Source organism: Salinicoccus sp. HZC-1 (assembly GCF_046736035.1).
Taxonomy (GTDB): domain Bacteria; phylum Bacillota; class Bacilli; order Staphylococcales; family Salinicoccaceae; genus Salinicoccus.
The window spans coordinates 1,315,993-1,336,302 of record NZ_CP177130.1 but is presented as its reverse complement, the minus strand read 5'-3'; the positions used below and the strand labels follow the sequence as shown (position 1 = coordinate 1,336,302).

Annotated in this window: 21 protein-coding genes; 3 read left to right on the top strand and 18 right to left on the bottom strand. The window is 40.3% G+C overall.

The window, feature by feature from the left end; all coding sequences use genetic code 11:
• The first annotated feature begins 15 nt into the window (after positions 1–15).
• Positions 16–744: an SDR family NAD(P)-dependent oxidoreductase gene (locus ACKRAT_RS06690; protein WP_411844317.1), complete on the top strand. Its 729-nt coding sequence runs from the start codon at positions 16–18 to the stop codon at positions 742–744.
• Between the two features lie 30 nt (positions 745–774).
• Here the strand turns inward: ACKRAT_RS06690 and ACKRAT_RS06685 are convergent, their stop codons facing one another.
• The 13 genes from ACKRAT_RS06685 to ACKRAT_RS06625 all read right to left on the bottom strand — a co-directional run bounded on the left by ACKRAT_RS06685 (position 775) and on the right by ACKRAT_RS06625 (position 13,489).
• Positions 775–1,737, bottom strand: coding sequence for an ROK family glucokinase (locus tag ACKRAT_RS06685; RefSeq protein WP_411844316.1), 963 nt, complete (start codon positions 1,735–1,737; stop codon positions 775–777).
• Positions 1,738–1,740: 3 nt separating this feature from the next.
• Entirely contained in the window at positions 1,741–1,923 is a 183-nt protein-coding gene (locus tag ACKRAT_RS06680; RefSeq protein WP_411844315.1) for a YqgQ family protein, read from the bottom strand.
• Complete coding sequence (locus ACKRAT_RS06675; protein WP_411844314.1) at positions 1,916–3,334, bottom strand: rhomboid family intramembrane serine protease; 1,419 nt, start codon at positions 3,332–3,334, stop codon at positions 1,916–1,918. The genes ACKRAT_RS06680 and ACKRAT_RS06675 overlap by 8 nt, the downstream gene beginning before the upstream one ends.
• Complete coding sequence (locus ACKRAT_RS06670; RefSeq protein WP_411844313.1) at positions 3,324–3,899, bottom strand: 5-formyltetrahydrofolate cyclo-ligase; 576 nt, start codon at positions 3,897–3,899, stop codon at positions 3,324–3,326. The genes ACKRAT_RS06675 and ACKRAT_RS06670 overlap by 11 nt, the downstream gene beginning before the upstream one ends.
• Before the next feature lie 79 nt (positions 3,900–3,978).
• Positions 3,979–5,157: an IS256 family transposase gene (locus ACKRAT_RS06665; protein ID WP_411844312.1), complete on the bottom strand. Its 1,179-nt coding sequence runs from the start codon at positions 5,155–5,157 to the stop codon at positions 3,979–3,981.
• Positions 5,158–5,396: 239 nt separating this feature from the next.
• Positions 5,397–6,047 (bottom strand): phosphate signaling complex protein PhoU, encoded by a 651-nt coding sequence (gene phoU / locus ACKRAT_RS06660; protein WP_411844311.1) that lies wholly within the window; start codon positions 6,045–6,047, stop codon positions 5,397–5,399.
• Positions 6,048–6,866, bottom strand: a complete 819-nt coding sequence (gene pstB, locus ACKRAT_RS06655; RefSeq protein ID WP_411844429.1) for a phosphate ABC transporter ATP-binding protein PstB — start codon at positions 6,864–6,866, stop codon at positions 6,048–6,050. It abuts the gene before it with no gap.
• A gap of 48 nt (positions 6,867–6,914) precedes the next feature.
• Entirely contained in the window at positions 6,915–7,793 is an 879-nt protein-coding gene (gene pstA / locus ACKRAT_RS06650) for a phosphate ABC transporter permease PstA (RefSeq protein ID WP_411844310.1), read from the bottom strand.
• Positions 7,794–7,795: 2 nt separating this feature from the next.
• Positions 7,796–8,725: a phosphate ABC transporter permease subunit PstC gene (gene pstC, locus ACKRAT_RS06645; protein ID WP_411844428.1), complete on the bottom strand. Its 930-nt coding sequence runs from the start codon at positions 8,723–8,725 to the stop codon at positions 7,796–7,798.
• A gap of 63 nt (positions 8,726–8,788) precedes the next feature.
• The gene (locus ACKRAT_RS06640; RefSeq protein WP_411844309.1) at positions 8,789–9,772 is read right to left on the bottom strand and encodes a phosphate ABC transporter substrate-binding protein PstS family protein; all 984 of its coding nucleotides are present in this window, start codon (positions 9,770–9,772) and stop codon (positions 8,789–8,791) included.
• A 136-nt stretch (positions 9,773–9,908) separates the two neighbouring features.
• Positions 9,909–12,095, bottom strand: coding sequence for a peptidoglycan D,D-transpeptidase FtsI family protein (locus ACKRAT_RS06635; protein WP_411844308.1), 2,187 nt, complete (start codon positions 12,093–12,095; stop codon positions 9,909–9,911).
• A gap of 175 nt (positions 12,096–12,270) precedes the next feature.
• A complete protein-coding gene (locus ACKRAT_RS06630) occupies positions 12,271–12,750 on the bottom strand; it encodes an immunoglobulin-like domain-containing protein (RefSeq protein WP_411844307.1) in 480 nt (159 codons plus the stop codon).
• 136 nt (positions 12,751–12,886) lie between these two features.
• Positions 12,887–13,489 (bottom strand): superoxide dismutase, encoded by a 603-nt coding sequence (locus ACKRAT_RS06625; protein ID WP_411844306.1) that lies wholly within the window; start codon positions 13,487–13,489, stop codon positions 12,887–12,889.
• A 167-nt stretch (positions 13,490–13,656) separates the two neighbouring features.
• Here ACKRAT_RS06625 and ACKRAT_RS06620 point away from each other — a divergent pair, with 167 nt between their 5' ends.
• Together ACKRAT_RS06620 and ispG are read left to right on the top strand one after the other, a co-directional pair.
• A complete protein-coding gene (locus tag ACKRAT_RS06620) occupies positions 13,657–14,397 on the top strand; it encodes a DUF1189 family protein (RefSeq protein ID WP_411844305.1) in 741 nt (246 codons plus the stop codon).
• A gap of 81 nt (positions 14,398–14,478) precedes the next feature.
• Positions 14,479–15,594, top strand: coding sequence for a flavodoxin-dependent (E)-4-hydroxy-3-methylbut-2-enyl-diphosphate synthase (gene ispG / locus ACKRAT_RS06615; protein ID WP_411844304.1), 1,116 nt, complete (start codon positions 14,479–14,481; stop codon positions 15,592–15,594).
• A gap of 247 nt (positions 15,595–15,841) precedes the next feature.
• Here the strand turns inward: ispG and ACKRAT_RS06610 are convergent, their stop codons facing one another.
• The 5 genes from ACKRAT_RS06610 to ACKRAT_RS06590 form a co-directional block, all read right to left on the bottom strand.
• A complete protein-coding gene (locus tag ACKRAT_RS06610; RefSeq protein WP_411844303.1) occupies positions 15,842–16,276 on the bottom strand; it encodes a Fur family transcriptional regulator in 435 nt (144 codons plus the stop codon).
• A complete protein-coding gene (locus ACKRAT_RS06605; protein ID WP_411844302.1) occupies positions 16,245–17,102 on the bottom strand; it encodes a metal ABC transporter permease in 858 nt (285 codons plus the stop codon). The genes ACKRAT_RS06610 and ACKRAT_RS06605 overlap by 32 nt, the downstream gene beginning before the upstream one ends.
• On the bottom strand, positions 17,099–17,881 hold the full coding sequence (locus ACKRAT_RS06600) for a metal ABC transporter ATP-binding protein (protein ID WP_411844301.1): 783 nt from the start codon (positions 17,879–17,881) through the stop codon (positions 17,099–17,101). Before ACKRAT_RS06600 ends, ACKRAT_RS06605 begins: the two co-directional genes overlap by 4 nt.
• A 132-nt stretch (positions 17,882–18,013) precedes the next feature.
• Positions 18,014–18,919, bottom strand: a complete 906-nt coding sequence (locus ACKRAT_RS06595) for a deoxyribonuclease IV (RefSeq protein WP_411844300.1) — start codon at positions 18,917–18,919, stop codon at positions 18,014–18,016.
• A gap of 15 nt (positions 18,920–18,934) precedes the next feature.
• The gene (locus ACKRAT_RS06590) at positions 18,935–20,248 is read right to left on the bottom strand and encodes a DEAD/DEAH box helicase (RefSeq protein WP_411844299.1); all 1,314 of its coding nucleotides are present in this window, start codon (positions 20,246–20,248) and stop codon (positions 18,935–18,937) included.
• Positions 20,249–20,310: the final 62 nt, after the last annotated feature.

The following is a 20,310-nucleotide window of genomic DNA, read 5'->3' as shown; positions in this document are numbered from 1 at the left end:
AGAGGAGAGCTGTAAATGAGATATGTTTTTATTACCGGAACGACAAGAGGACTCGGTCAGTCTCTTTTGGAAGCTTTTAAAGAAGACCGTATAATAAGCATTTCCCGCCGGGAAGTGGAGACAGATGTTGATATATATAAAGAACATCATATTGATTTTCTGGATGAAACTGCTATGGAAGATGACATCCCGGAAATTTTTAGTTCCATTTCACCTGAAAAAGAGGATGAAATCTACCTTATCAATAATGCAGGTACTGTGAATCCGGTTAAATCAGTAGAAAATATGGACGTGAAAGGATATCTGGATAACTATAAAGTGAATGTGCTTGCACCTGCACTGTTTATAAAGGGATTTATCAAGGCGTTTAAAGATTTACAATCAGAAAAGAGAATATTAACAGTATCCAGCGGTGCTGCTGTCAATCCCATGGAGGGCTGGGCAGCCTACTGCACTTCTAAAGCAGCAATAAATATGCTGAGTGGTGTAACCCGGCTGGAAACAGGCGATTTTGAATATCCTATACTTTCCGCAACGTTCAGACCGGGGGTCATCGATACAGATATGCAGAAAACGATAAGAAGTTCAGATCCTGATGAGTTTCCAAATATCGATAAATTTAAAAGTTATAAATCAGATCAGCGTCTGCTGGCGCCGGATCATGTGGCATCTGTGCTGAAACAAATAATAACCTCTGAGCGCTACAGCGAAACAGCTAATTACGACATAAATGATTATATGTAAGAAGAGAACCCTTTGTTAAGGGTTCTCTTCTTACATCAAGTATTGTTTAACTAGTCTGGCGGCACCATACATTCCCGCGTCATTTCCTAGTTCGGCCATAACGATTTCCATGTCTCCTGCCGCCGGAGGAAATGTGAGAGGTGTATAATATTTTCTGATTTTATCAGTCAAATAATTTCCAGCTTCGCTTACGCCGCCTCCGAATATGAAATACCCTGGATTTGTAATTACGGATATATTACTCATTGCAATTGCCAGGTAACGTGCAGCTTCTTCCACTACGAATTCCCCCAGTTTATCTCCTGCAATCGCTGCTTCTACAATTGATTTGGAAGTCACTGTTTCATCTTTGATTTCCGTTGCCAAAACTGTATCTTTGAAATCCTTTTCGTAATGGAACACGGCCAGGTTTACCATGCCTGTCGCAGATGCAACTGTTTCAAGGCATCCTTTTTTGCCGCAATTACAGTGAAAACGTTCGTCGAAATCCACTGTTATGTGGCCGACTTCACCACCTGAACCGCCAATACCATGTATAAGCCTGCCATCCGAGATGACACCGCCGCCTACTCCGGTTCCAAGGGTTATCATCACTACTTCGCTGTGACCGTGTCCTGCGCCTTTAAACTGCTCTCCAAGGGCAGCGACATTCGCATCGTTATCCACGATGGTTTTTACACCGCTTATTTCTTCAAAAATTGAAGAAACAGGACTTTTTCCTTCTATATTGAGGTTTATACAGCCATTTAATATACCATTTGTGAAATTGACAGGGCCAGGCATACCCAGTCCGACACCGTGACAGTCTTCCATTTTAAATCCCATTTTTTCAATCCTGGATCTAAATGATGCATGCACATTGGTTAAGATATTCTGTCCTTCATTTGAAATATCAGTGTTAATTTCCCATTTTTCAAGCAGAGAAAGTGCTTCATCAAAGATACCGAGTTTGCATGTCGTACCACCAATATCCGCTGCGAGTATTACATTCATGTTCTAACCCCTTTTTCTCAATATTAAAAGTGCTTCAGTGAATTCGTCTTTGGTGATGAGCCCGTGTTTGTACAGCTCTTTTACTTCCATCTCCATAAGGCTAAGTTTATTCTTCTCATCTCTGTCATACACATAAATGCCAAATCTTCTAAGTAAAGCGTTTATGTGAGTTAAATCCTTATTCATTACTATGTTCCTTTACCAATAGCTTCAGTCCTTCATCTTTAATGTTCTGTGTATCCAGATGGCTTAGAACTTCTCCCATTTCATCATACTCTCTTTGCTTCCTTAATTGAATCAGCTGATATTTTGCAGCCTGCTCATTTTCTGGATTTATCTGATAGCTCTTGTCATGGTATTTTTCTGCCTGTTCATAGTCTCCTGCATGAGCCGACAATATTCCTAATGCATGATAAGTGGTTGCTGTGTCATTCCCGGATCTCAATGCTTCATTTACGATATTCAATGCCTCTTCATACTCGCCTTTTTCAATATGTTCAAGTGCCATATCATCAAATGGCTGACTGGAATCTTTTGAAATCATTACAAAATACGATATAACCGATAATACGATCAATGCAGCGAACGCTCCAAAAAACCATTTTGAATTAAAGCGTCTGGGATTATAAATGATGCCAAGAAGCACACCGGATAACAGCCCCCCGATATGTGCAAAATGATTTATATTTGCGAATAGCTGGGAAAATACAGATACCACGATAAAAATTACAGCAATTTGTATTAACAATTTTGCATTTATACGTCCGTGTATGAGCAGATGAACAATGATGATACCCAGTAATCCGTATACCGCCCCACTCGCTCCAAGTGAAATGCCTTCAATGACAAACATCATTGAAAAAAGGCTTGATAAGATTCCGGTTAAACAATACGCAATAAGCAAATGGAATTTCCCGTATAAACTTTCCGTAAATTTACCCAATATATACAGTGCAAAGATATTAAACAGAAAATGATCGATGGTCACATGCAAAAAGGAACTGGTTAACAGCCTGTAATAATCACCGGCTACAACATTGAAATGACTTAAAGCCAATCCATTTGTTAATATATATGAATCAAAAAATCTGACAGCTACAAAATTGAACAGGAATATTACCAGATTGATGCTGATTAAAAGATATGTCATCGGCGTAAATTTAATCATATATTTTTCAAAAGGATGCGGACCCATCAGCCTTCTTTGATAATATCCATCATCTCTGGCCTTTTTATACTCCATGTCCATTTTGAAGAAAGGATTGCGGATGATCTGTTTCATATCGGCTATGCCTCTATGTACGATTTTCAAACCATTTTCTTTTCGTTTTTTGCGGACTATACTCTCAGCCATATGAATGCAGTGTATGGTATTTACATTAAAACCTGCATGCTTGGAAATCATATCTCTACTATCAAACAAGCTGTCCGAAGTATGGTTCATTTCTTCTTCAGTTAAATAAAAATCATTTAGACACATGATAGAACTTTCTTTTGGATTTTTCAGCCAGATTGTCCCATTGTTCCTGTCATAGTTAAAAAAGGAGTAACCGGTATATCTGACAAGTTCATAAGCTGTGTGCCACTTACTTCTCATCTGTGAGCCTCCTGCTTTTTGCACCGATGGTTCTATCAGGTGTTATAAGTACATCAACCGGCACATCGTGATCTTCAGTAATCACTTCACCGATTTGTTCCTCGAACAATAATGAAGCTTTCAATCCTTTGTAGTCTTTCAGAAAGCGATCATAGAACCCGCCACCGTATCCTATTCTATATCCTGCCTCAGAGTATATCAGACCAGGAACGACAATTAATTCCACCTGATTATTAATATCTTCACAGCTGGATGGAACACGTAAGTTCTTCTCATCAATTATTATATCTTCAAAAGAAACGAACCTGCAGAAATTCATTTCCTTCGATTTATAATCGCATACAGGAGTGTAAACTTCACGTCCCTCTTCCTTCATCCATGCAATAATACCGTCAGTATCAAGCTCATGAGGCATTGCAAGGACGATGCCAATGGATTTTATATCGTGTTCTTTTATAAATTCTAGAAATTTTTCTTTAAGAATTTCCTCTTTTTCATTCTTGTATGTCTTATCCAAAGATGACAGTGTCGATATCATATTTTTACGCAAAGATTTTTTATCCAAAATATTACCTCTTTTCATCCTGTTAGGGACCGTCAATAATTATGTGTAAATGAATGCATACCTTTTCTTATAGTGTGTGTTACTCGCTAAACATTTCAGTTAGTTCGGCCCGTGCTTGGTCAAAACCGATGTGACACCGTGTCGCAAACTGCTGGTTGTAAGTTTCGAATTGAGTGACGAGAAAACGATCAAGCGATGCTTCGTTCGGAAACTGCTCCTTGCGCTTACTGTACCGTTTGATTCTCTTATTGAATGACTCAATCAGGTTTGTGGAGTAAATGCTCCTCCTGATTGCTTCAAGGAAATCATAAAAGGTGAACAGATCCGGATTGGCTTTCAATGATTGCGTGACTTTGGCGTAGGACTTTTTCCACTTCTCTATAAACGCATCCAAAGCCTGTTCAGCGTCTGCTTTGTCCGTGGCGCGATACAAGGACTTCAGGTCCTCACAGATTTCCTTGCGGTCCGATACACGGACCCTGTGGGAAATGTTGCGCGCAACATGAATAAAACACGTCTGGTATCTGGCTTTTGGAAAGACCGAGTGAATACTGTCTTTGATGCCTGTGAGTCCATCCGATATGAAAAGCAGCACTTCTTCGACACCCCGCGCTTGGATGTCTTCGATCAATTCTTTCCACACATAGGCGGATTCCGTTGGAGCGACCGTATATGCCAGGACTTCCTTTGAGCCATCTTCACGGATGCCGACAGCGATATAGACAGCTTCTTTCGAAACCGTCTCTCTTTTGACGGGCAGGAACGTCGCATCCAGATACACACAGACATACCAATTGGACAGGGAACGCTGACGAAAGGCCTCGACTTCTTCTGCGACCGCTTTAGTCATGTTCGAAATCGTTTGGGGGGTATAGTGATGCCCATACATGCGCTCGATCAGATGCGAAATCTCAGACATTGTCACCCCTTTTTGAAACATATGGATGACAAAGGACTCCAACGTGTCATTGGACCGCTTATAGGGGGCGACGGTCTGTTGTTTGAAATCGCCATTCCGATCCCGGGGGATATCAATCTGTAGATCCCCATATTCGGTATGTAGGGTACGGGCGTACGCACCGTTTCTGGAATTTCCCGAATTGAAGCCGACGCGATCATATTTTTCATAGTCCAGGAACGCAGTCAGCTCGGTTTTAAGCAATGTATTCACCGCCGTTTCCAGGTGACTGCGGAAGATTTCGGATACGTCTTCCTTTTTCACTAGAGCTTGAATGATATCTGATGTAAAATGATTCATAAGGGGAGACCTCTTTTCTTGGGATTTGGTGTGGTAACTTGATTCTACAAGAAAAGGGCTCCCTTTTTCTATTTATTCATTTACACAAACTATTTTACGCTCTCTCCTGTTATTATAGCATTCATAATTCATTACCAATAATATATATTATATTATTTACATGTCCAAAGAGAAAAGTCCAGTCCTCATAGATAAAAATGAATATAAAAAAACTCTGGGAATTCCAGAGTTTTGTAAAACTATCTTTGCGCAACCTTCTCATACTTTTCACCTGTTATTACAAAGTATACATGTTCAGCTATATTTTTGACGTGGTCGCCAATACGTTCAAGATATTTAGCAGTTAACTGACTCTGTCCTGTCACAAACACATCCGATTCCTCAATAATATCCGATGTTGTTATCTGAACAAACAGAGAGTCAATATCTTTATCGCGTTCAATAATCTCGATACATAAATCCGTATCCTTGTTCTCATAGGCCGTTTTAACATCTTCAAGCATCAGCAATGCGAGGTGTTCCATTGTAGAGAGTCGAAGCAGCAGTTTTTCATTAGTGATTTTAACTCTTTTCCTTACTTCTCCGACATTGCTGATATTATCACTTATACGTTCTAAATCGTCGGCAATTTTGATGCTGGAAATGATGAGTCTTAAATCTCTAGCAACCGGCTGTTGGGTTGTGATCAGGTTAATCACCTGTGTGTTAATCTCGTACTCCATACGGTTGATGTCTCTATCCCCTTTTACCAATTCCCTTGCACGTTCTGTATCCTCATCAGACAAAACCTGAATACTGCCTTGAAGACGCCTGTAGCACTCGATTCCGAGTTTTACAACATCTTTGTAGAGAGTGTCCATCTCTCCAGCGAATTTTTCACGATACCCCATTTAGCCGAACCTTCCGGAAACGTAATCTTCAGTTCGTTTATCTTTAGGGTTTTCAAATATTACTTTCGTATCATCATGCTCCACCACATAACCTTGATAGAAGAACGCAGTCTTGTCGGAAATACGTGCAGCCTGCTGCATGTTGTGAGTCACAACAATAATGCTGTATTTTTCTTTCAGTTCCTGCATGAGATCCTCTATCTTAGTAGTTGAAATCGGATCAAGGGCACTTGTCGGCTCGTCCATTAAAATTACATCCGGTTCTATAGCAAGTGCTCTTGCGATACAAATACGCTGCTGCTGACCACCGGAAAGACCATAAGCATTTGCATGAAGACGATCTTTAACTTCATCCCAGATTGCAGCGCCCCGTAAACTCTCCTCAACAATCTGATCAAGAATTTTCTTTTTACGGATACCATGGACGCGTGCTCCATATGCAACGTTGTCATAGATTGATTTAGGGAAAGGGTTAGGTTTTTGGAACACCATGCCCACCTTGGTTCTCAGTTCTTCAACCGTAATGGATTTGTCGAAAATATTTTGGTCACGATATATAATATCGCCTTCTGTACGAACAACAGGAACGAGCTCCACCATTCTGTTCAATGATTTTATGAATGTTGATTTACCGCATCCTGATGGACCGATGATTGCAGAAACTTCATTTTCACCAAAAGCAAGGTTAATATTTTGAAGTGCGTGATTGTCCCCGTACCAAAGGTTGAAATCTTTAGTATGAAAAACAGATTTGGAAGACTGCACAATACCTGTATTTGAATCTTTCTTTTCTAATTCCGAATTAATAGTTGCATTCATATCCAATTCCTCTTTCATTTTTACATTTGCCATATTAAAAACCTCCAATTAAAACCTTTTAGAATACTTGTTGCGAATATAAATTGCTGCGGAGTTCATTAAAAATAAGATGAGTAGAAGAATGATGATTCCTGCTGCTGTTAAATACTGGAATTCTTCCTGAGGCATCTTAACCCAGTTGTATATCTGCATTGGCAATGCCTGGAAAGAATCAAATACGCTGTCAGGCGTAACCAGCAGTGATACTGGAACGCCAATTACAACCAAGGGTGCCGTTTCACCGATTGCCCTGGATAAAGCTAATATAATACCTGTTATAATGCCGGGAATTGCCGCCGGTAATATAATTCTAGAAACAGTCTGCCATTTCGTCGCACCCATACCGGTCGATGCTTCACGTACGGAATTAGGAACGGCCCGTATAGCTTCCTGGGAAGCAACTACGATTACCGGCATAATCATTAAGGCCAACGTCAATCCTGCTGCTAAAACTGAGTTGCCGAGTGCTAATTGTCTTACGAAAATTGTTAAACCGAGTAAACCGAAAACGACTGATGGAACACCGGCAAGATTTGAGATATTTATTTTGATGAAATTTGTTATTTTATTCTTCACTGCATATTCTTCAAGATACAATGCTGTACCAACGGAAAGAATGATTGCTACAGGTGCTGTTACAGCCATCAGCCAGAGTGACCCGATAATTGCGCCGTAAATACCTGCATTCTCTGGGCGGCTGGAACTGAAACTAGTCAGGAAGTCCAATGTTAAATGATCCCAGCCGTCCAATACTGTATCCACGATCAAAGTGACTAGTACAACAAGTCCTACTAAAGTACAAAGAAGGAATAAGAATCTCATGGCTTTGTTTAACAATAGACGGCCGCCTAAAGATTTGGCGACTTCATCTTTATTTATAAGCTGCATACTTAGTATTCCTCCTGAAATCTTTTAGTAATCCATTGTGCTGCAAGGTTCATGATCAATGTGAACAGGAACAGTGTCATACCTACAGCGTACAAACTGTAGTACAGGTCCGTACCAAATGCTGCATCACCTGAAGTGACCTGGACGATGAAGCCAGTCATTGTCTGCAATGATGTAGCTAAATCAAAATCGGCACCCGGTGTGCTGCCGGCTGCGATTGAAACGATCATCGTTTCGCCGATTGCCCGTGAAATCCCCAAAACGAATGATGCAATAATACCGGATGCAGCAGCAGGCAAAAGAATCTTGAAAACTGTTTCCAGACGGGTCGCCCCAAGTCCAAGAGAACCTTCTCTTGTAACAGCGGGAACAGAGCTTAGTGCATCTTCACTTAAACTGGCAATCATGGGCACAATCATTATCCCTACAACTATACCTGGCGAAATTGCATTATAGAGACTGACTTCAGGAAACCATTGTCGGATCATCGGTGTTACAAAAGTAATTGCGAATGTACCGTAAACAACTGTAGGAATACCGGCTAAAATTTCTAAAACCGGTTTAATTGCTCTTCGGATCCGGTCAGTTGCATATTCGCTCAGATAAATGGCTGCCCCTAATCCAACGGGAACCGCAACAATTGTGGCAATGACTACAATTTTAAGTGTCCCCATGATCAATGCAATAATCCCAAAAGTAGGATCTGAACTAAATGCCTTCCATTCAGTAGCAGTAAAAAATTCAATTGGGGATACTCTGGTAAAGAAGATAAATGTTTCTGAAAGTAAAGTATATAAAATCCCTAGAGTAGTAAGAATAGAAACAGATGTAATGATGAAGAGTATGATTGGAACTGCTTTTTCTATAAATTTAGTGCTTTTATTATTTTTATTATTTTGAACCATTTCACGTATATTATATTCACTCATAATAGACCTCACTTAAAATACTTTAAAAATGGACGGGATACCCGTCCATTTAAATTTGTTGTAACTTTATGGTAACTGGTCGATCTGTTCCTGATAGTCTTCCTCAGGAAGGGCTACATAACCGACTTCTTCTGCTGCTGTAGCAGCATTTTCAAGTGTAAATTCCATAAATGTTCTGAATGCTTCATTGTTTTCAAGGGATTCGTTTTTACCATAAACAAACAATGGACGGGATAAAGGATACTCGTAACTCTGTACTGTCTCATCCGTAGGTTCAATAGCTTCTTCGCTATCAGGGCCTTGGATAGGTACAGCTTTCAAAGTGTCCTTGTTGTTTAAATAGAAACTATATCCGAAGAAGCCAATTGAGCTCGGATCTGAAGTTACGGAAGTAACGACTTGGTTTGTATCTGCGATAAGCTCAGCCTGAACATCTTCATCGTTCATGACTTCTTCTTTGAAGAAATCATGTGTTCCGTGAGATTGGTCTGGACCGTAAGCCGTGATTTCTTCATCCGGGAAGCCTTCACGTACATCACTCCAAGTCTCCGCTTCACCACTGTAAATAGAGTAAAGCTCATCGAATGTCAAGCTGTCGACGAAGTCATTTTCCTGACTGACTGCTACAGTTAAACCGTCAGTACCAACTAGAAATTCAGTGTATTCGATTCCCGCTTCTTCCAAAGCAGAAGCTTCTTCTTCTTTAATGTCACGGGAAGCGTTCTGGAAATCTGTTTCACCTGCAGTGAATCTTTCGAAACCTGCTCCAGTACCGGAAACACCGATTTCAGCTGCCATACCGTACTCCGCATTAAATTCTTCGTTAATTATTTCCATGATAGGAAATACAGTAGAAGAACCGTCACCGTTAATAGTCCCGCTTAATTCGCCTGAACCTTCTTCAGAACCTGATTCTCCACTTTCAGCACTTTCATCTGAACTTTCACTGCCTTCTGCTTCGGTCGGATCTTCTGCGTTACCCTCGCCACAAGCTGCGAGAACAAGCATCAGACTCATTAACAGTGCTGCAAGAAACATACTCTTTTTCATTCTTCAATTCCTCCAGTAGATATATGTGATTTTCGCTTACATATATACTTTAAACGTTGAATGTAAATTTGAAATGAATGGTTTGTAAAGATTATGTAAAGGCACAAAAAAACCACCCAAAAATGGGTGGTTTCCTCTAATAGCTTCCATATACCAGCTTAGGATAAAATTCACTTAACCTGTATTCATACTCAGGGACTTCCTCTTCACCGTGCGTCACTTCAAAATATTTATTGATGACATCCCTGCCCAGATACTGAGCCGGGAAGAATGGTATCGTGTTCGGCATATACGGGAAAATCACTGAAAAAGCCATCTCAGGATCATCATAAGGTGCATAGCCTACATAAGTCTGATTAAGGACTTCATCGCCTTCTCTGAACGCCTGGGCAGTTCCTGTTTTACCCGCCGCTTTAGGTTCGAGTTCATGATAGGCATCCCAGCCCGTTCCATATCTGTCCGTCGCTTCATCATGGGTGTTGAATGCATCGTAGAATCCTGACTGAATCTGAGTGAGCTGTTCCTGTGTATAATCCACATTGTTTAATACTTTGCCATTAAACGACTGCAGTACAGGCCCGGAAGCATTCGAATCACTGCCTCTTACTTCTTTGCCTAAATGGAGCTGAACTCTCTGACCATCATTGGCAATCGTCGATACATACTGTGACAATTGAAGCGCCGAATAAGTATCATATTGACCAATCGCAAGGTCTAAATAGTTCCCTGGATTATATTTTAATTCGGGGCTGAGTCCGGTTGCTTCATTTGGCAGATCAATACCAGTAGATACGCCTAAACCAAATTGGTTCAGCCCATTTCTTAATTTGTGCCCGGCGCCTTCTATATCATTCGGCAGGGACATCCCATCATAATAATTCAGCCCGGCCATTCTAAGGGCGATTTTATACATATAGACGTTGGATGAAACCATCAGAGCTTCCTGATCATCCACATTGACGCCGCCTTCTCTGTTGAAGAAAGAACTCTTGCCAGGAGTGCCGGCGAAATTGAGCGGTTCATCAAGAATATGTTCACCGGCTTCAATTACATCATTTTGATATCCTGTCGTAACTGTTGCACCTTTTATTGATGACCCGACAACATAAGTTGATGTCAGTGCACCATAATGGTAATCGACAATTTCTCCTTCGTCATTTATTTGTTTACCTACCATAGCGAGCAAATCACCATTGTTCGGATCCTGAACGACCAAAACTACAGTATCCAGATATTCCGGAATGATCGTATAATCTATATCTCCATTTTGTTCACTGCGTTCAGCCGCATCTTCTGCCAGCTTTCTTAATGAAGATAAATGGTGTTCGGCCAGTTTTTCCAATTCGAGCTGTAGCTCAATATCGATTGTTAAGTATAAATCATCTCCGGCCACTCCAGGGCTTATTACTTCCTGATTGATGATTTCACCAGATTTGTCTGTAGAATATTTAACCTGTTCCTTCTCTCCCCGAAGCACATTTTCGTATTGGAATTCCAAGTAGGTTTTTCCTACTCTGTCGTTTCTTGAGTAACCCCTGGCCGTATAGTACTCAAGTAATTCTCTTGGCAGCCCTTCCTCGGAGGAGGAAACCTCACCAAACATGGTTTTTAATGTGTCATCATGAGGATAATGCCTATGCCAGTCCATTCCGGTGGTGATGCCCTCAAGCTCTTCGAGTGATTCATTAACTTTGGCGAATTCTTCCTCGGTAACTCCGCCACTCTTAATGGTTACCGGATTTAATTCTTTTGCATTTACCATCTCTACATATATAGCAAGTGTGTTTAAATCCTCTTCTGTTAGTATGTCATTCAGTTGTTCCTCATCGACTCTGTTGTACAGCTCCTCATTAAACTGATCCTGTGTAATATTGCCATCTTCCAACAGTGTGACTTCATTACTCATGATAGATTCAACTTCATCGGAGTATTGCCTAATCAGATAGTCCTGTTTATCTCTGAGGCTGAGTGATTCTGTATCCATATCTATGTACCCGCTCAGCTCACTTGCCAGATCCATTATCTCACTGGATTTCATATTACGGTGCCTTGTAAAATAAATAGCGCGCTGAGATTCATTTCCTACAAGCAAATTGCCATTGCGGTCGTAAATTTCACCCCGGGGTACGCTTTGGTTGATCTCCACATACTGGGCATTCTCGACTTCTTCCTGATATGTATCACCTTGAACAATCTGCAAATAACCGAGTCTGAAAATGAGTGTAAGACAGAGTGAGAATACAATCAGCATGATTATATTGATTCTCGATTTTAATATTTGTTTATTTATAGCTTCAAGACTTTTAATTTTGGCTCTTTTCAATACAACTCATTCCTTTTTACTTCTCAATCTTATGAGGCTATTCTATCATAAATCCCGATTGAAAATATTACAATCAAAACCTGTTTAATTGGCTATACATTAGTAATATTTCAACACCCGGTTAGTTAATCTGGTTACAAAACGGATGAGTGCATTACAATGAGGTTCGAAAATTTTAATATATTTGAAAAGGGGCTGCGATTGTAACAGTATAGCTGGAATCGGCATATATAAATGTCTTAACAAGTCTATATTCTCCGGCAGAGAGATGAAGATCAAGTTCATCCGGTGTGTAAGTCTGTAGAACTGTAGCCTGGGGCTTAATCATTCTGCCTGTATTTCTGAAATCCGGATATTTGGCAAATATATTATCATTATAAGGAATGATATACCACATGCCGTCAATTTTATATTCTAATTGATAGAACATGCCGTAATGATATAATTTGTCACCGGAATTTTTTAAAGTTATATTTAAAATTTCAGGCGGACCGCTAAAATCGGTTTCTTCCAAAGAGATGCTTAAATCGTGTGAAGACGGACTCAGGTTTTGATACGGCACCGGCTCGGGTAAAGTAGTCATTTCCATTTCCGGCTGGCAGGCTGAAACAGAAATCATGATCACTGTTACCAGGAATAACATCACCTTTTTCATACTCCATCTCCCCTTTAGCAAAAACAATTTATCTTTACCATCATTTTAAAAGAGATATTGGATTATAACATTGACATGCATCAATAAAACAACAAAAAAAGGACAGGGATTCCACCCTGTCCAAAAAAATAATTAATTATTTTGCATTGCTATAAAGTTCGTTGACTTTATCCCAGTTAACAACATTCCAGAATGCTTTAAGGTATTCCGGACGTTTGTTCTGGTATTTCAAGTAATAAGCGTGTTCCCAGACATCTACGCCCAGGATTGGAGTTTTACCTTCAGATACAGGGTTGTCCTGGTTAGGTGTTGAAACAATTTCAAGTTCACCGTTGTTAACAACCAGCCATGCCCAGCCTGAACCGAAACGTGCAGCGCCTGCAGCTTCAAATTTTTCTTTGAATTCATCTACAGAGCCGAATTTAGATTCAATTGCATCTTTAACTTCACCAGATACTTCTTTAGCATCCGGAGTAAGAAGTTTCCAGAATAATGAATGGTTCAAGTGACCGCCGCCGTTGTTTCTAACAGCAGTTTTCTTATCTTCTGGCACTGAATCCAGATTCTTGATGATTTCTTCGATTGATTTACTTTCAAGGTCTGTACCCTGAACAGCATCATTCAGTTTTGTTACATAAGTGTTGTGGTGCTTGGAATGGTGGATTTCCATAGTTTCTTTATCGAAATGTGGTTCCAACGCATCATAAGCATACGGTAGTTCTGGTAATTCAAAAGCCATAGTAAATTCCCCTCCAAATATTATTGATTACATACTAAATATATCAATTCGGTGTTAAAATAACAAATGTATTGATTTTAAGGTATTCATTTCAGACCTTTGAATGATTTCAAAACATTCAGGATATTTATGTTTATATTATAGAAGAAAAAGGACATAGTATAATTATGAAATATTTCACTTTTTTAAAACGCATCATTACTTTTAAGAAATATCCATTATTCAGAACAGTGAACTTCAGGCAGCTGCTTCTTAATATATTCATCATCTCACTCTTGGTTTCACTCCCGAATATCGTAACGCTCTTCCAAACAGTCCAGGCAGCATCCGGATTGGGTGATATTGAATCCATGGTGCCGGATTTTGAAATTACAGATGGGGAATATGTCGGACAGACGGAGACGATAGCAATCAGTGGCAGATCAGTTTTATTCACCGAGGAACTGAAAACGGATAATATAGAAGAAATCAGCAGCGATGTGTTCCTCGGTTTCCTTAAAGATGGAATCTATATCAAGGATGTACAGGATTCCGGACTGGATTATTCATACATAGGACAGGTCAGCAATGATGAGGAGTTAAAAACATTTATAGACCAGCAGTCATCCAGCCTGTATTTTTATGTCCTGGTCTATAGTGCGCTCTATTTGGCGTTAATCATGTTTTTTGCAGTGATACTCATGTCTGCCGGCAACTATTTATGTCATCTCGCAGCAGTACTGGCAAAACGGAAATCACGATTTATGAACTGGTTTAAAATTTCATCATTCATCACGGTGCTGATGCTGATTCCTATTATATTCATTAATCTAATTTCTGGTATAAGTTTTTGGTGGCTTTATTTTCTGTCATTGCCGTTCTATTATTACTACTTTAAGAAGCTGCCGGTCATGAAAACGCAATCTTGATGCACTACATTTACATTTTTACAGAATATCTAGTATAATAGCATTTGATTCAGAGAATCATTAATTATGAGGAGTTTGGTTATGTCTCAATTAACACACCGTACTAAAACAAGACCGGTCAAAGTCGGCGATCTTACTATCGGCGGAGCCGATCAGATAATCATTCAGAGCATGACAACGACGAAGACTCATGATGTTGAAGCGACTGTCAATGAGATTCACCGACTGGAAGAAGCAGGATGTCAAATCGTGCGGGTAGCATGTCCGAAAGAAGAAGATGCTCTTGCAATTCCGGAAATTAAAAAGCGCATCAATATTCCACTCGTTGTAGATATCCATTTCGATTATAAGCTGGCTTTACTTGCTGTTGAAGGCGGCGCAGATAAAATTCGTATCAATCCTGGTAACATCGGCCGACGTGAAAAGGTGGAAGCTGTAGTAGAAGCCTGCAAGGCAAAAGGCATTCCTATCCGTATTGGCGTGAACGCAGGCAGCCTTGAGAAACATATCATAAAAAAATATGGCTACCCTACTGCAGATGGCATGGTAGAGAGCGCATTGCATCATATTAAAATATTGGAAGATCTTGATTTTCATGACATCATCGTTTCAATGAAGGCATCTGATGTTAACCTTGCAATTGAAGCCTATGAAAAAGCCGCTGCTGCATTTGATTATCCACTGCACTTGGGCATTACAGAAAGTGGTACATTATTTGCAGGAACTGTAAAAAGTGCGGCGGGTCTCGGCGCAATCATTTCCAGAGGTATAGGCAACACCATGAGAATATCACTTTCAGCAGATCCTGTTGAAGAAGTGAAAGTTGCGAAGGAATTACTCAAAAGTTACGGCCTGGCAAGTAATGCTGCAACACTTATCGCCTGCCCTACATGCGGGCGTATCGAAATCGATCTGATTTCCATTGCCAATGAAATGGAAGAGTATATCTCCACTATAAAAGCCCCCCTTAAAGTTGCAGTTCTCGGCTGTGCTGTAAACGGTCCGGGTGAAGCAAGAGAAGCGGATATCGGAATCGCAGGCGCACGTGGCGAAGGTCTTTTATTCATGCATGGTAAAACAGTCCGTAAAGTACCGGAGGAAACGATGGTCGACGAACTTAAAAAAGAAATCGATATTCTAGCTGAAGAACATTATGAGAAAGAACGTAAAGCGAAAGAAGAAGCAGCGAATAGTTAATAAGTCTTTGACCGTAATAATGTCGGTCGAGCACTAACTGTTGGTGACAATCCGATCCATTAAATTAATCCGGCCCCGAAGTTAGCATAAATTCTAATTTCGGGGCCGGATTATTGTATTTAACTTCATAGACAACTATATATAAGATTTTTGAATCAAAAAGCCGTTTCGAATCTATTTGAGTAGATCCGGAACGGCTTTTTCGTCACTCACACTGTTTGTTAATCAGTTAAACATAGAGCGGATTTTAGTTCATAGTTGCTGCTGTCGTTCTGCATCTGCCGCAAAGACCGTAAAGTTCTACTTTATGGTTTGTAATTTCGACGTCATTCAATTCACTTTCCCATGCATCCACAGGACAGTGATGGATCACTTTTGTATCACCGCAGCTGTTGCATATAAAATGATGGTGATGATGTGTGGTGCAGGAAATTTTGTACTGCATTTCACCATCGAATGTTGTTTTTTCCAGCACTTCAATATTATTCAATGTATATAGATTACGATAAATTGTATCGTAACTGATACCAGGAAATTCTTCATTCATCTTTTCCTGCACTTCTCTTGCACTTAAATACCTGTCTTCATCCAGAAACAAATCGATCATTCTCATACGTTTATCTGTAATTTTAAGGCTGTTCTCTTTTAATCTAACCTTGTACTGATTCAGTTGGTTTGTCATTTTTACTCACTCCTATTCGATCGAGAAGAATTGTAATTAGTAATATTAATATAGACACGAGGACGATGGTTCCTCCTGGAGAGATATTTAAATAGAAGCTTAGGAAAAGCCCTGAGATGACTGCCGCCTCACCTAAAATAACACTGACTATCATGAGTTGTTTAAAGCTGGAAGTAACTCTCATCGCTGATGCCACCGGGAGCGTCATCAATGCACTGACAAGTAAAATCCCTACAATTCTCATAGAAGCACTGATAACCAGTGCGACGACGATGATGAACATGAAATGAATCCATTTGCTGATATTCATCACGTTTGCGTATTCTTCATCAAATGATACTAATAACATTTCTTTGTAAAACAGATATATAAATACCAGGACGATAACCCCGATTACTGCAATGAGGGTTAAATCAGAAAGACTCACAGCACTGATGCTTCCGAAAAGATAACCGAATAAATCCTGGTTAAATCCATCAGCAAGTGACAGGAATAATACGCTGAGTGCAATACCTAGACTCATGATGATTGGTATCGCCAGCTCCTGGTAATGTTTATAGACGGTTCTTAACCTTTCAATCCCAAGTGCCCCTGCCACTGAGAATAAAACACCCGTAATAAGAGGATTCACTGTGGTCCCAATCAACGATGAGAGGTAAACGCCGAAAGTGATTCCTCCCAATGTTACATGGCTGAGTGCATCGGCAATCAGAGATAATCTTCTAATGACGATAAATGTTCCAATCAAAGGTGCAATAAGTCCGGCAATCAGACCACTGATGAAAGAGAGTCTTATGAAGTCATATTCTATCAATGCCTGGATCAATTGCAGCACTCCCTTTCATGGTCATGGCTTACCAGCTGTAAAGGGAATCCGTAAATTTTGGACAGTTCCGCTTCCCCCAGATTTTTAAATTCCTGGTTCGTCCCATGGAAATGAAGGTGCTCATTTAAGCAGGCCACTTCATCCGCATGGTCGACTACTACACCGATATCATGTGTTACGAGTAATATCGTAACTGAACGTTCCTTTAACCTAAGCAGGACATCGTAGAATTCTTTGACATGCTTTGCATCGATTCCGACTGTCGGTTCATCAAGCACCAGTATACTTGGGTTGCTGATCAGTGCCCTGGCAATAAATACACGCTGGGTCTGTCCGCCGGACAGCAGAGAAATATTTTTATCTTTAAGCTCACTGATGTTCAATAGATCCAATACCTCTTCCAATTTCTGTCCGTCTTTTCTGTTGAATCTCTTAAGCAGTCCTTTTTCTTTCGTTAGACCACTCAGCACGACTTCACGCACTGTTGCAGGAAATCCTTTTGAAAAACTGTTGGATTTTTGTGATACATAGCCTACTTCCTGCCAGGCATTAAAATTCTTCAAACTGTTTCCATTAATGAATATTTCACCTTTTTGAGGTTTGATCACACCTAAAATGAGTTTGATCAATGTCGTTTTACCGGAACCATTGGGCCCAACGAGTGCGATAAAATCCCCTTTGTCTATTTTAAGATTAATATCTTTTAGAGCGGGTGTCGTTTCCATTTTATCTTTATAAGTATAGGAGAGATGCTTTAATTCAAATATCGGGTGCTCCATGCCAAATACTCCTCTTTGATTTAGTCATTACATTATAATACAGTAATCATTACGATTTGTAAATAGGAATGATTACGAAATAAAAAGGCCGTATCCCGGTTGGAAATGGGATACAGCCTTTTTATTATCATATTATACCAAATCTTTGATATCCGGGTTAATCTGCTCTTTTAGTCCTGGAATGAATTGACCATTGCGAATCATTTCAATTTCATGTTTGTATGGTGCATTTCTGTTTTTCTTGTCCGGGCCGACAAATGGTGTTTCCAATATTTTTGGAATCTCTTTAAATTCAGGGTGGTTTACAACATAGGTTAATGCGTCAAAACCAATATGGCCAAAGCCGATGTTTTCATGACGGTCTTTGTGTGCGCCGCGCTCATTTTTTGAATCATTAATATGAAGTACTTTGATACGATCGATTCCGATTGTTTTATCGAATTGTTCGATTACACCATCAAAATCATTAACAATATCGTATCCTGCATCATGGACGTGACACGTATCGAAACATACGCTCAGGCGGTCGTTGTTGGTTACACCATCGAAGATTTCGGCAAGTTCTTCAAAAGTTCTTCCTACTTCCGAACCTTTACCCGCCATCGTTTCAAGTGCAATCTGAACATCCTGTTTGGAAGACAGCACTTCATTCAAGCCTTCAATGATGGATTGAATACCACGTTCAGCGCCTGTACCGACATGACTTCCAGGGTGCAATACAATCTGCTTGCTTCCCAGATGTTCCGTACGCAGAATTTCCTCCTGAAGAAATTCTACACCATGTTCAAAAACACCTTCGCGCTCAGAGTTGGCGATATTGATGATGTATGGGGCATGGACGACAATATTTGAAATCCCGTGCTCTTCCATATGCTGTCTGCCCGCTTCTATATTAAGATCTTCTATCTTCTTTCTGCGGGTATTCTGGGGTGCTCCTGTATAAATCATAAATGTATTCGCACCATAACTCTCTGCAGACATACTTGCCGCTTCCAACATTTTTTTGCCACTCATAGATACGTGAGAACCTAAAAGCATTTTATTCATCCTTTTCTATCTTTTTTTCTTATTTTTCATGGAGTACTTTTTGCGTTCATTCTGCTTTAAGGTATCCATTTCATTTTTCATCTTTTTCTTATACCCAGGTTTCACTTTACCCGGCCGCTTTACTCTGTGGGCAAGTTTGGATTCGAGACTCGACTCTTTTTTCTTTCTTGATGCACGTTGTGTTCTGGATTTGATCTCAACAAATTCACCGCGTTTAAAATCTTCATGACTGAAGGTATAGCCCTTATTTTCAATCAGATTAATAAGATGCTCTTCATCGGGAGTATAGAGTGTGATTGCGTTACCTTCGTACTCGCCTCTTCCGACACGCCCCACCCTGTGTGTGAAGAATTCAATCTCTTTAGGGATGTCATAGTTGATGACGTGCGACGCTCCGTCAATATCGAGCCCTCTTGCTGCCAGGTCACTTGCGACCACCCATTCATAGTGAAGGGCTCTGATCTTCTTGATTTCTTTAGTCCGTTCACGCGGCTTTAATCCACCATGGAATAAACCGACATTAACGCCTGCACTGTTTAAATGATCAAACAGTTCATCTGCCCTTTCACGGGAGTTCGCAAAGATCAGACCGATATAAGGTGTGATATGCTGAACGATATCCAGTACTTTCTTCTGCTTTTCTTCCCCGCGGACCGGAACAAGGTTATAATGTATAGACGGCTTGTTCTTAGGTGTGTCTATAATAATTGTTTCGACTTCACCGATATATTTTTTCAGGAATATGCGGAGTGCCTCGGGAATCGTTGCCGAGAACACAAGCAGACGGACATCATCGCTTAATGCTCTGGCAATTTCATCGATCGGCTCAAGGAATCCAAGATCAATCATTAAATCGGCTTCATCGATGACTACTTTATCTGCAAGATGCAGGTCGAGGGCACCGGATTGCATCAGGCCTTTAACCCTGGATGGCGTACCGATTACAATATGGGGGGATCTATTTGCTTTCTGTTCGTCTTTATTCACGTCTGTACCGCCAATGAAGGCAGCCGCACGGATTTCCGGATAGGATTCCAATACATCCAGTGTCATTTTATGAAGCTGCTTGGCCAGTTCTCTAGTCGGCGCGAGAATCACTGCCTGCGGATGATTTTTTTCCACATCCACTTTATAAATAAGCGGCAGCAGGAAAGCATGGGATTTACCACTACCTGTTTCAGACTGCGCGACAACATTTTCCCCTTTTAAGATTTTGGGAATTACGCGTTCTTGTATCAATGTTGGATGTGTAAACTTTATCTTCTCAATTGCTTCCAGCATTTTATCGTCAAAATTAAATCTTTTAAATGCATTACTCATTGTTTCACCTGTTTTCTATAAATAAACTCGTCTTCAATTATAACCGAAATATGTCTGTGAGG

What these genes read in the sequence shown, in the direction of transcription:
- ACKRAT_RS06690 (WP_411844317.1), top strand. Translation starts at nt 16, where the DNA reads ATGAGATATGTTTTTATTACCGGAACGACAAGAGGACTCGGTCAGTCT.
- ACKRAT_RS06685 (WP_411844316.1), bottom strand. Translation starts at nt 1,737, where the DNA reads ATGAATGTAATACTCGCAGCGGATATTGGTGGTACGACATGCAAACTC.
- ACKRAT_RS06680 (WP_411844315.1), bottom strand. Translation starts at nt 1,923, where the DNA reads ATGAATAAGGATTTAACTCACATAAACGCTTTACTTAGAAGATTTGGC.
- ACKRAT_RS06675 (WP_411844314.1), bottom strand. Translation starts at nt 3,334, where the DNA reads ATGAGAAGTAAGTGGCACACAGCTTATGAACTTGTCAGATATACCGGT.
- ACKRAT_RS06665 (WP_411844312.1), bottom strand. Translation starts at nt 5,157, where the DNA reads ATGAATCATTTTACATCAGATATCATTCAAGCTCTAGTGAAAAAGGAA.
- phoU (WP_411844311.1), bottom strand. Translation starts at nt 6,047, where the DNA reads ATGGGGTATCGTGAAAAATTCGCTGGAGAGATGGACACTCTCTACAAA.
- pstB (WP_411844429.1), bottom strand. Translation starts at nt 6,866, where the DNA reads ATGAATGCAACTATTAATTCGGAATTAGAAAAGAAAGATTCAAATACA.
- pstA (WP_411844310.1), bottom strand. Translation starts at nt 7,793, where the DNA reads ATGCAGCTTATAAATAAAGATGAAGTCGCCAAATCTTTAGGCGGCCGT.
- ACKRAT_RS06640 (WP_411844309.1), bottom strand. Translation starts at nt 9,772, where the DNA reads ATGAAAAAGAGTATGTTTCTTGCAGCACTGTTAATGAGTCTGATGCTT.
- ACKRAT_RS06630 (WP_411844307.1), bottom strand. Translation starts at nt 12,750, where the DNA reads ATGAAAAAGGTGATGTTATTCCTGGTAACAGTGATCATGATTTCTGTT.
- ACKRAT_RS06625 (WP_411844306.1), bottom strand. Translation starts at nt 13,489, where the DNA reads ATGGCTTTTGAATTACCAGAACTACCGTATGCTTATGATGCGTTGGAA.
- ACKRAT_RS06620 (WP_411844305.1), top strand. Translation starts at nt 13,657, where the DNA reads ATGAAATATTTCACTTTTTTAAAACGCATCATTACTTTTAAGAAATAT.
- ispG (WP_411844304.1), top strand. Translation starts at nt 14,479, where the DNA reads ATGTCTCAATTAACACACCGTACTAAAACAAGACCGGTCAAAGTCGGC.
- ACKRAT_RS06610 (WP_411844303.1), bottom strand. Translation starts at nt 16,276, where the DNA reads ATGACAAACCAACTGAATCAGTACAAGGTTAGATTAAAAGAGAACAGC.
- ACKRAT_RS06600 (WP_411844301.1), bottom strand. Translation starts at nt 17,881, where the DNA reads ATGGAGCACCCGATATTTGAATTAAAGCATCTCTCCTATACTTATAAA.
- ACKRAT_RS06595 (WP_411844300.1), bottom strand. Translation starts at nt 18,919, where the DNA reads ATGCTTTTAGGTTCTCACGTATCTATGAGTGGCAAAAAAATGTTGGAA.
- ACKRAT_RS06590 (WP_411844299.1), bottom strand. Translation starts at nt 20,248, where the DNA reads ATGAGTAATGCATTTAAAAGATTTAATTTTGACGATAAAATGCTGGAA.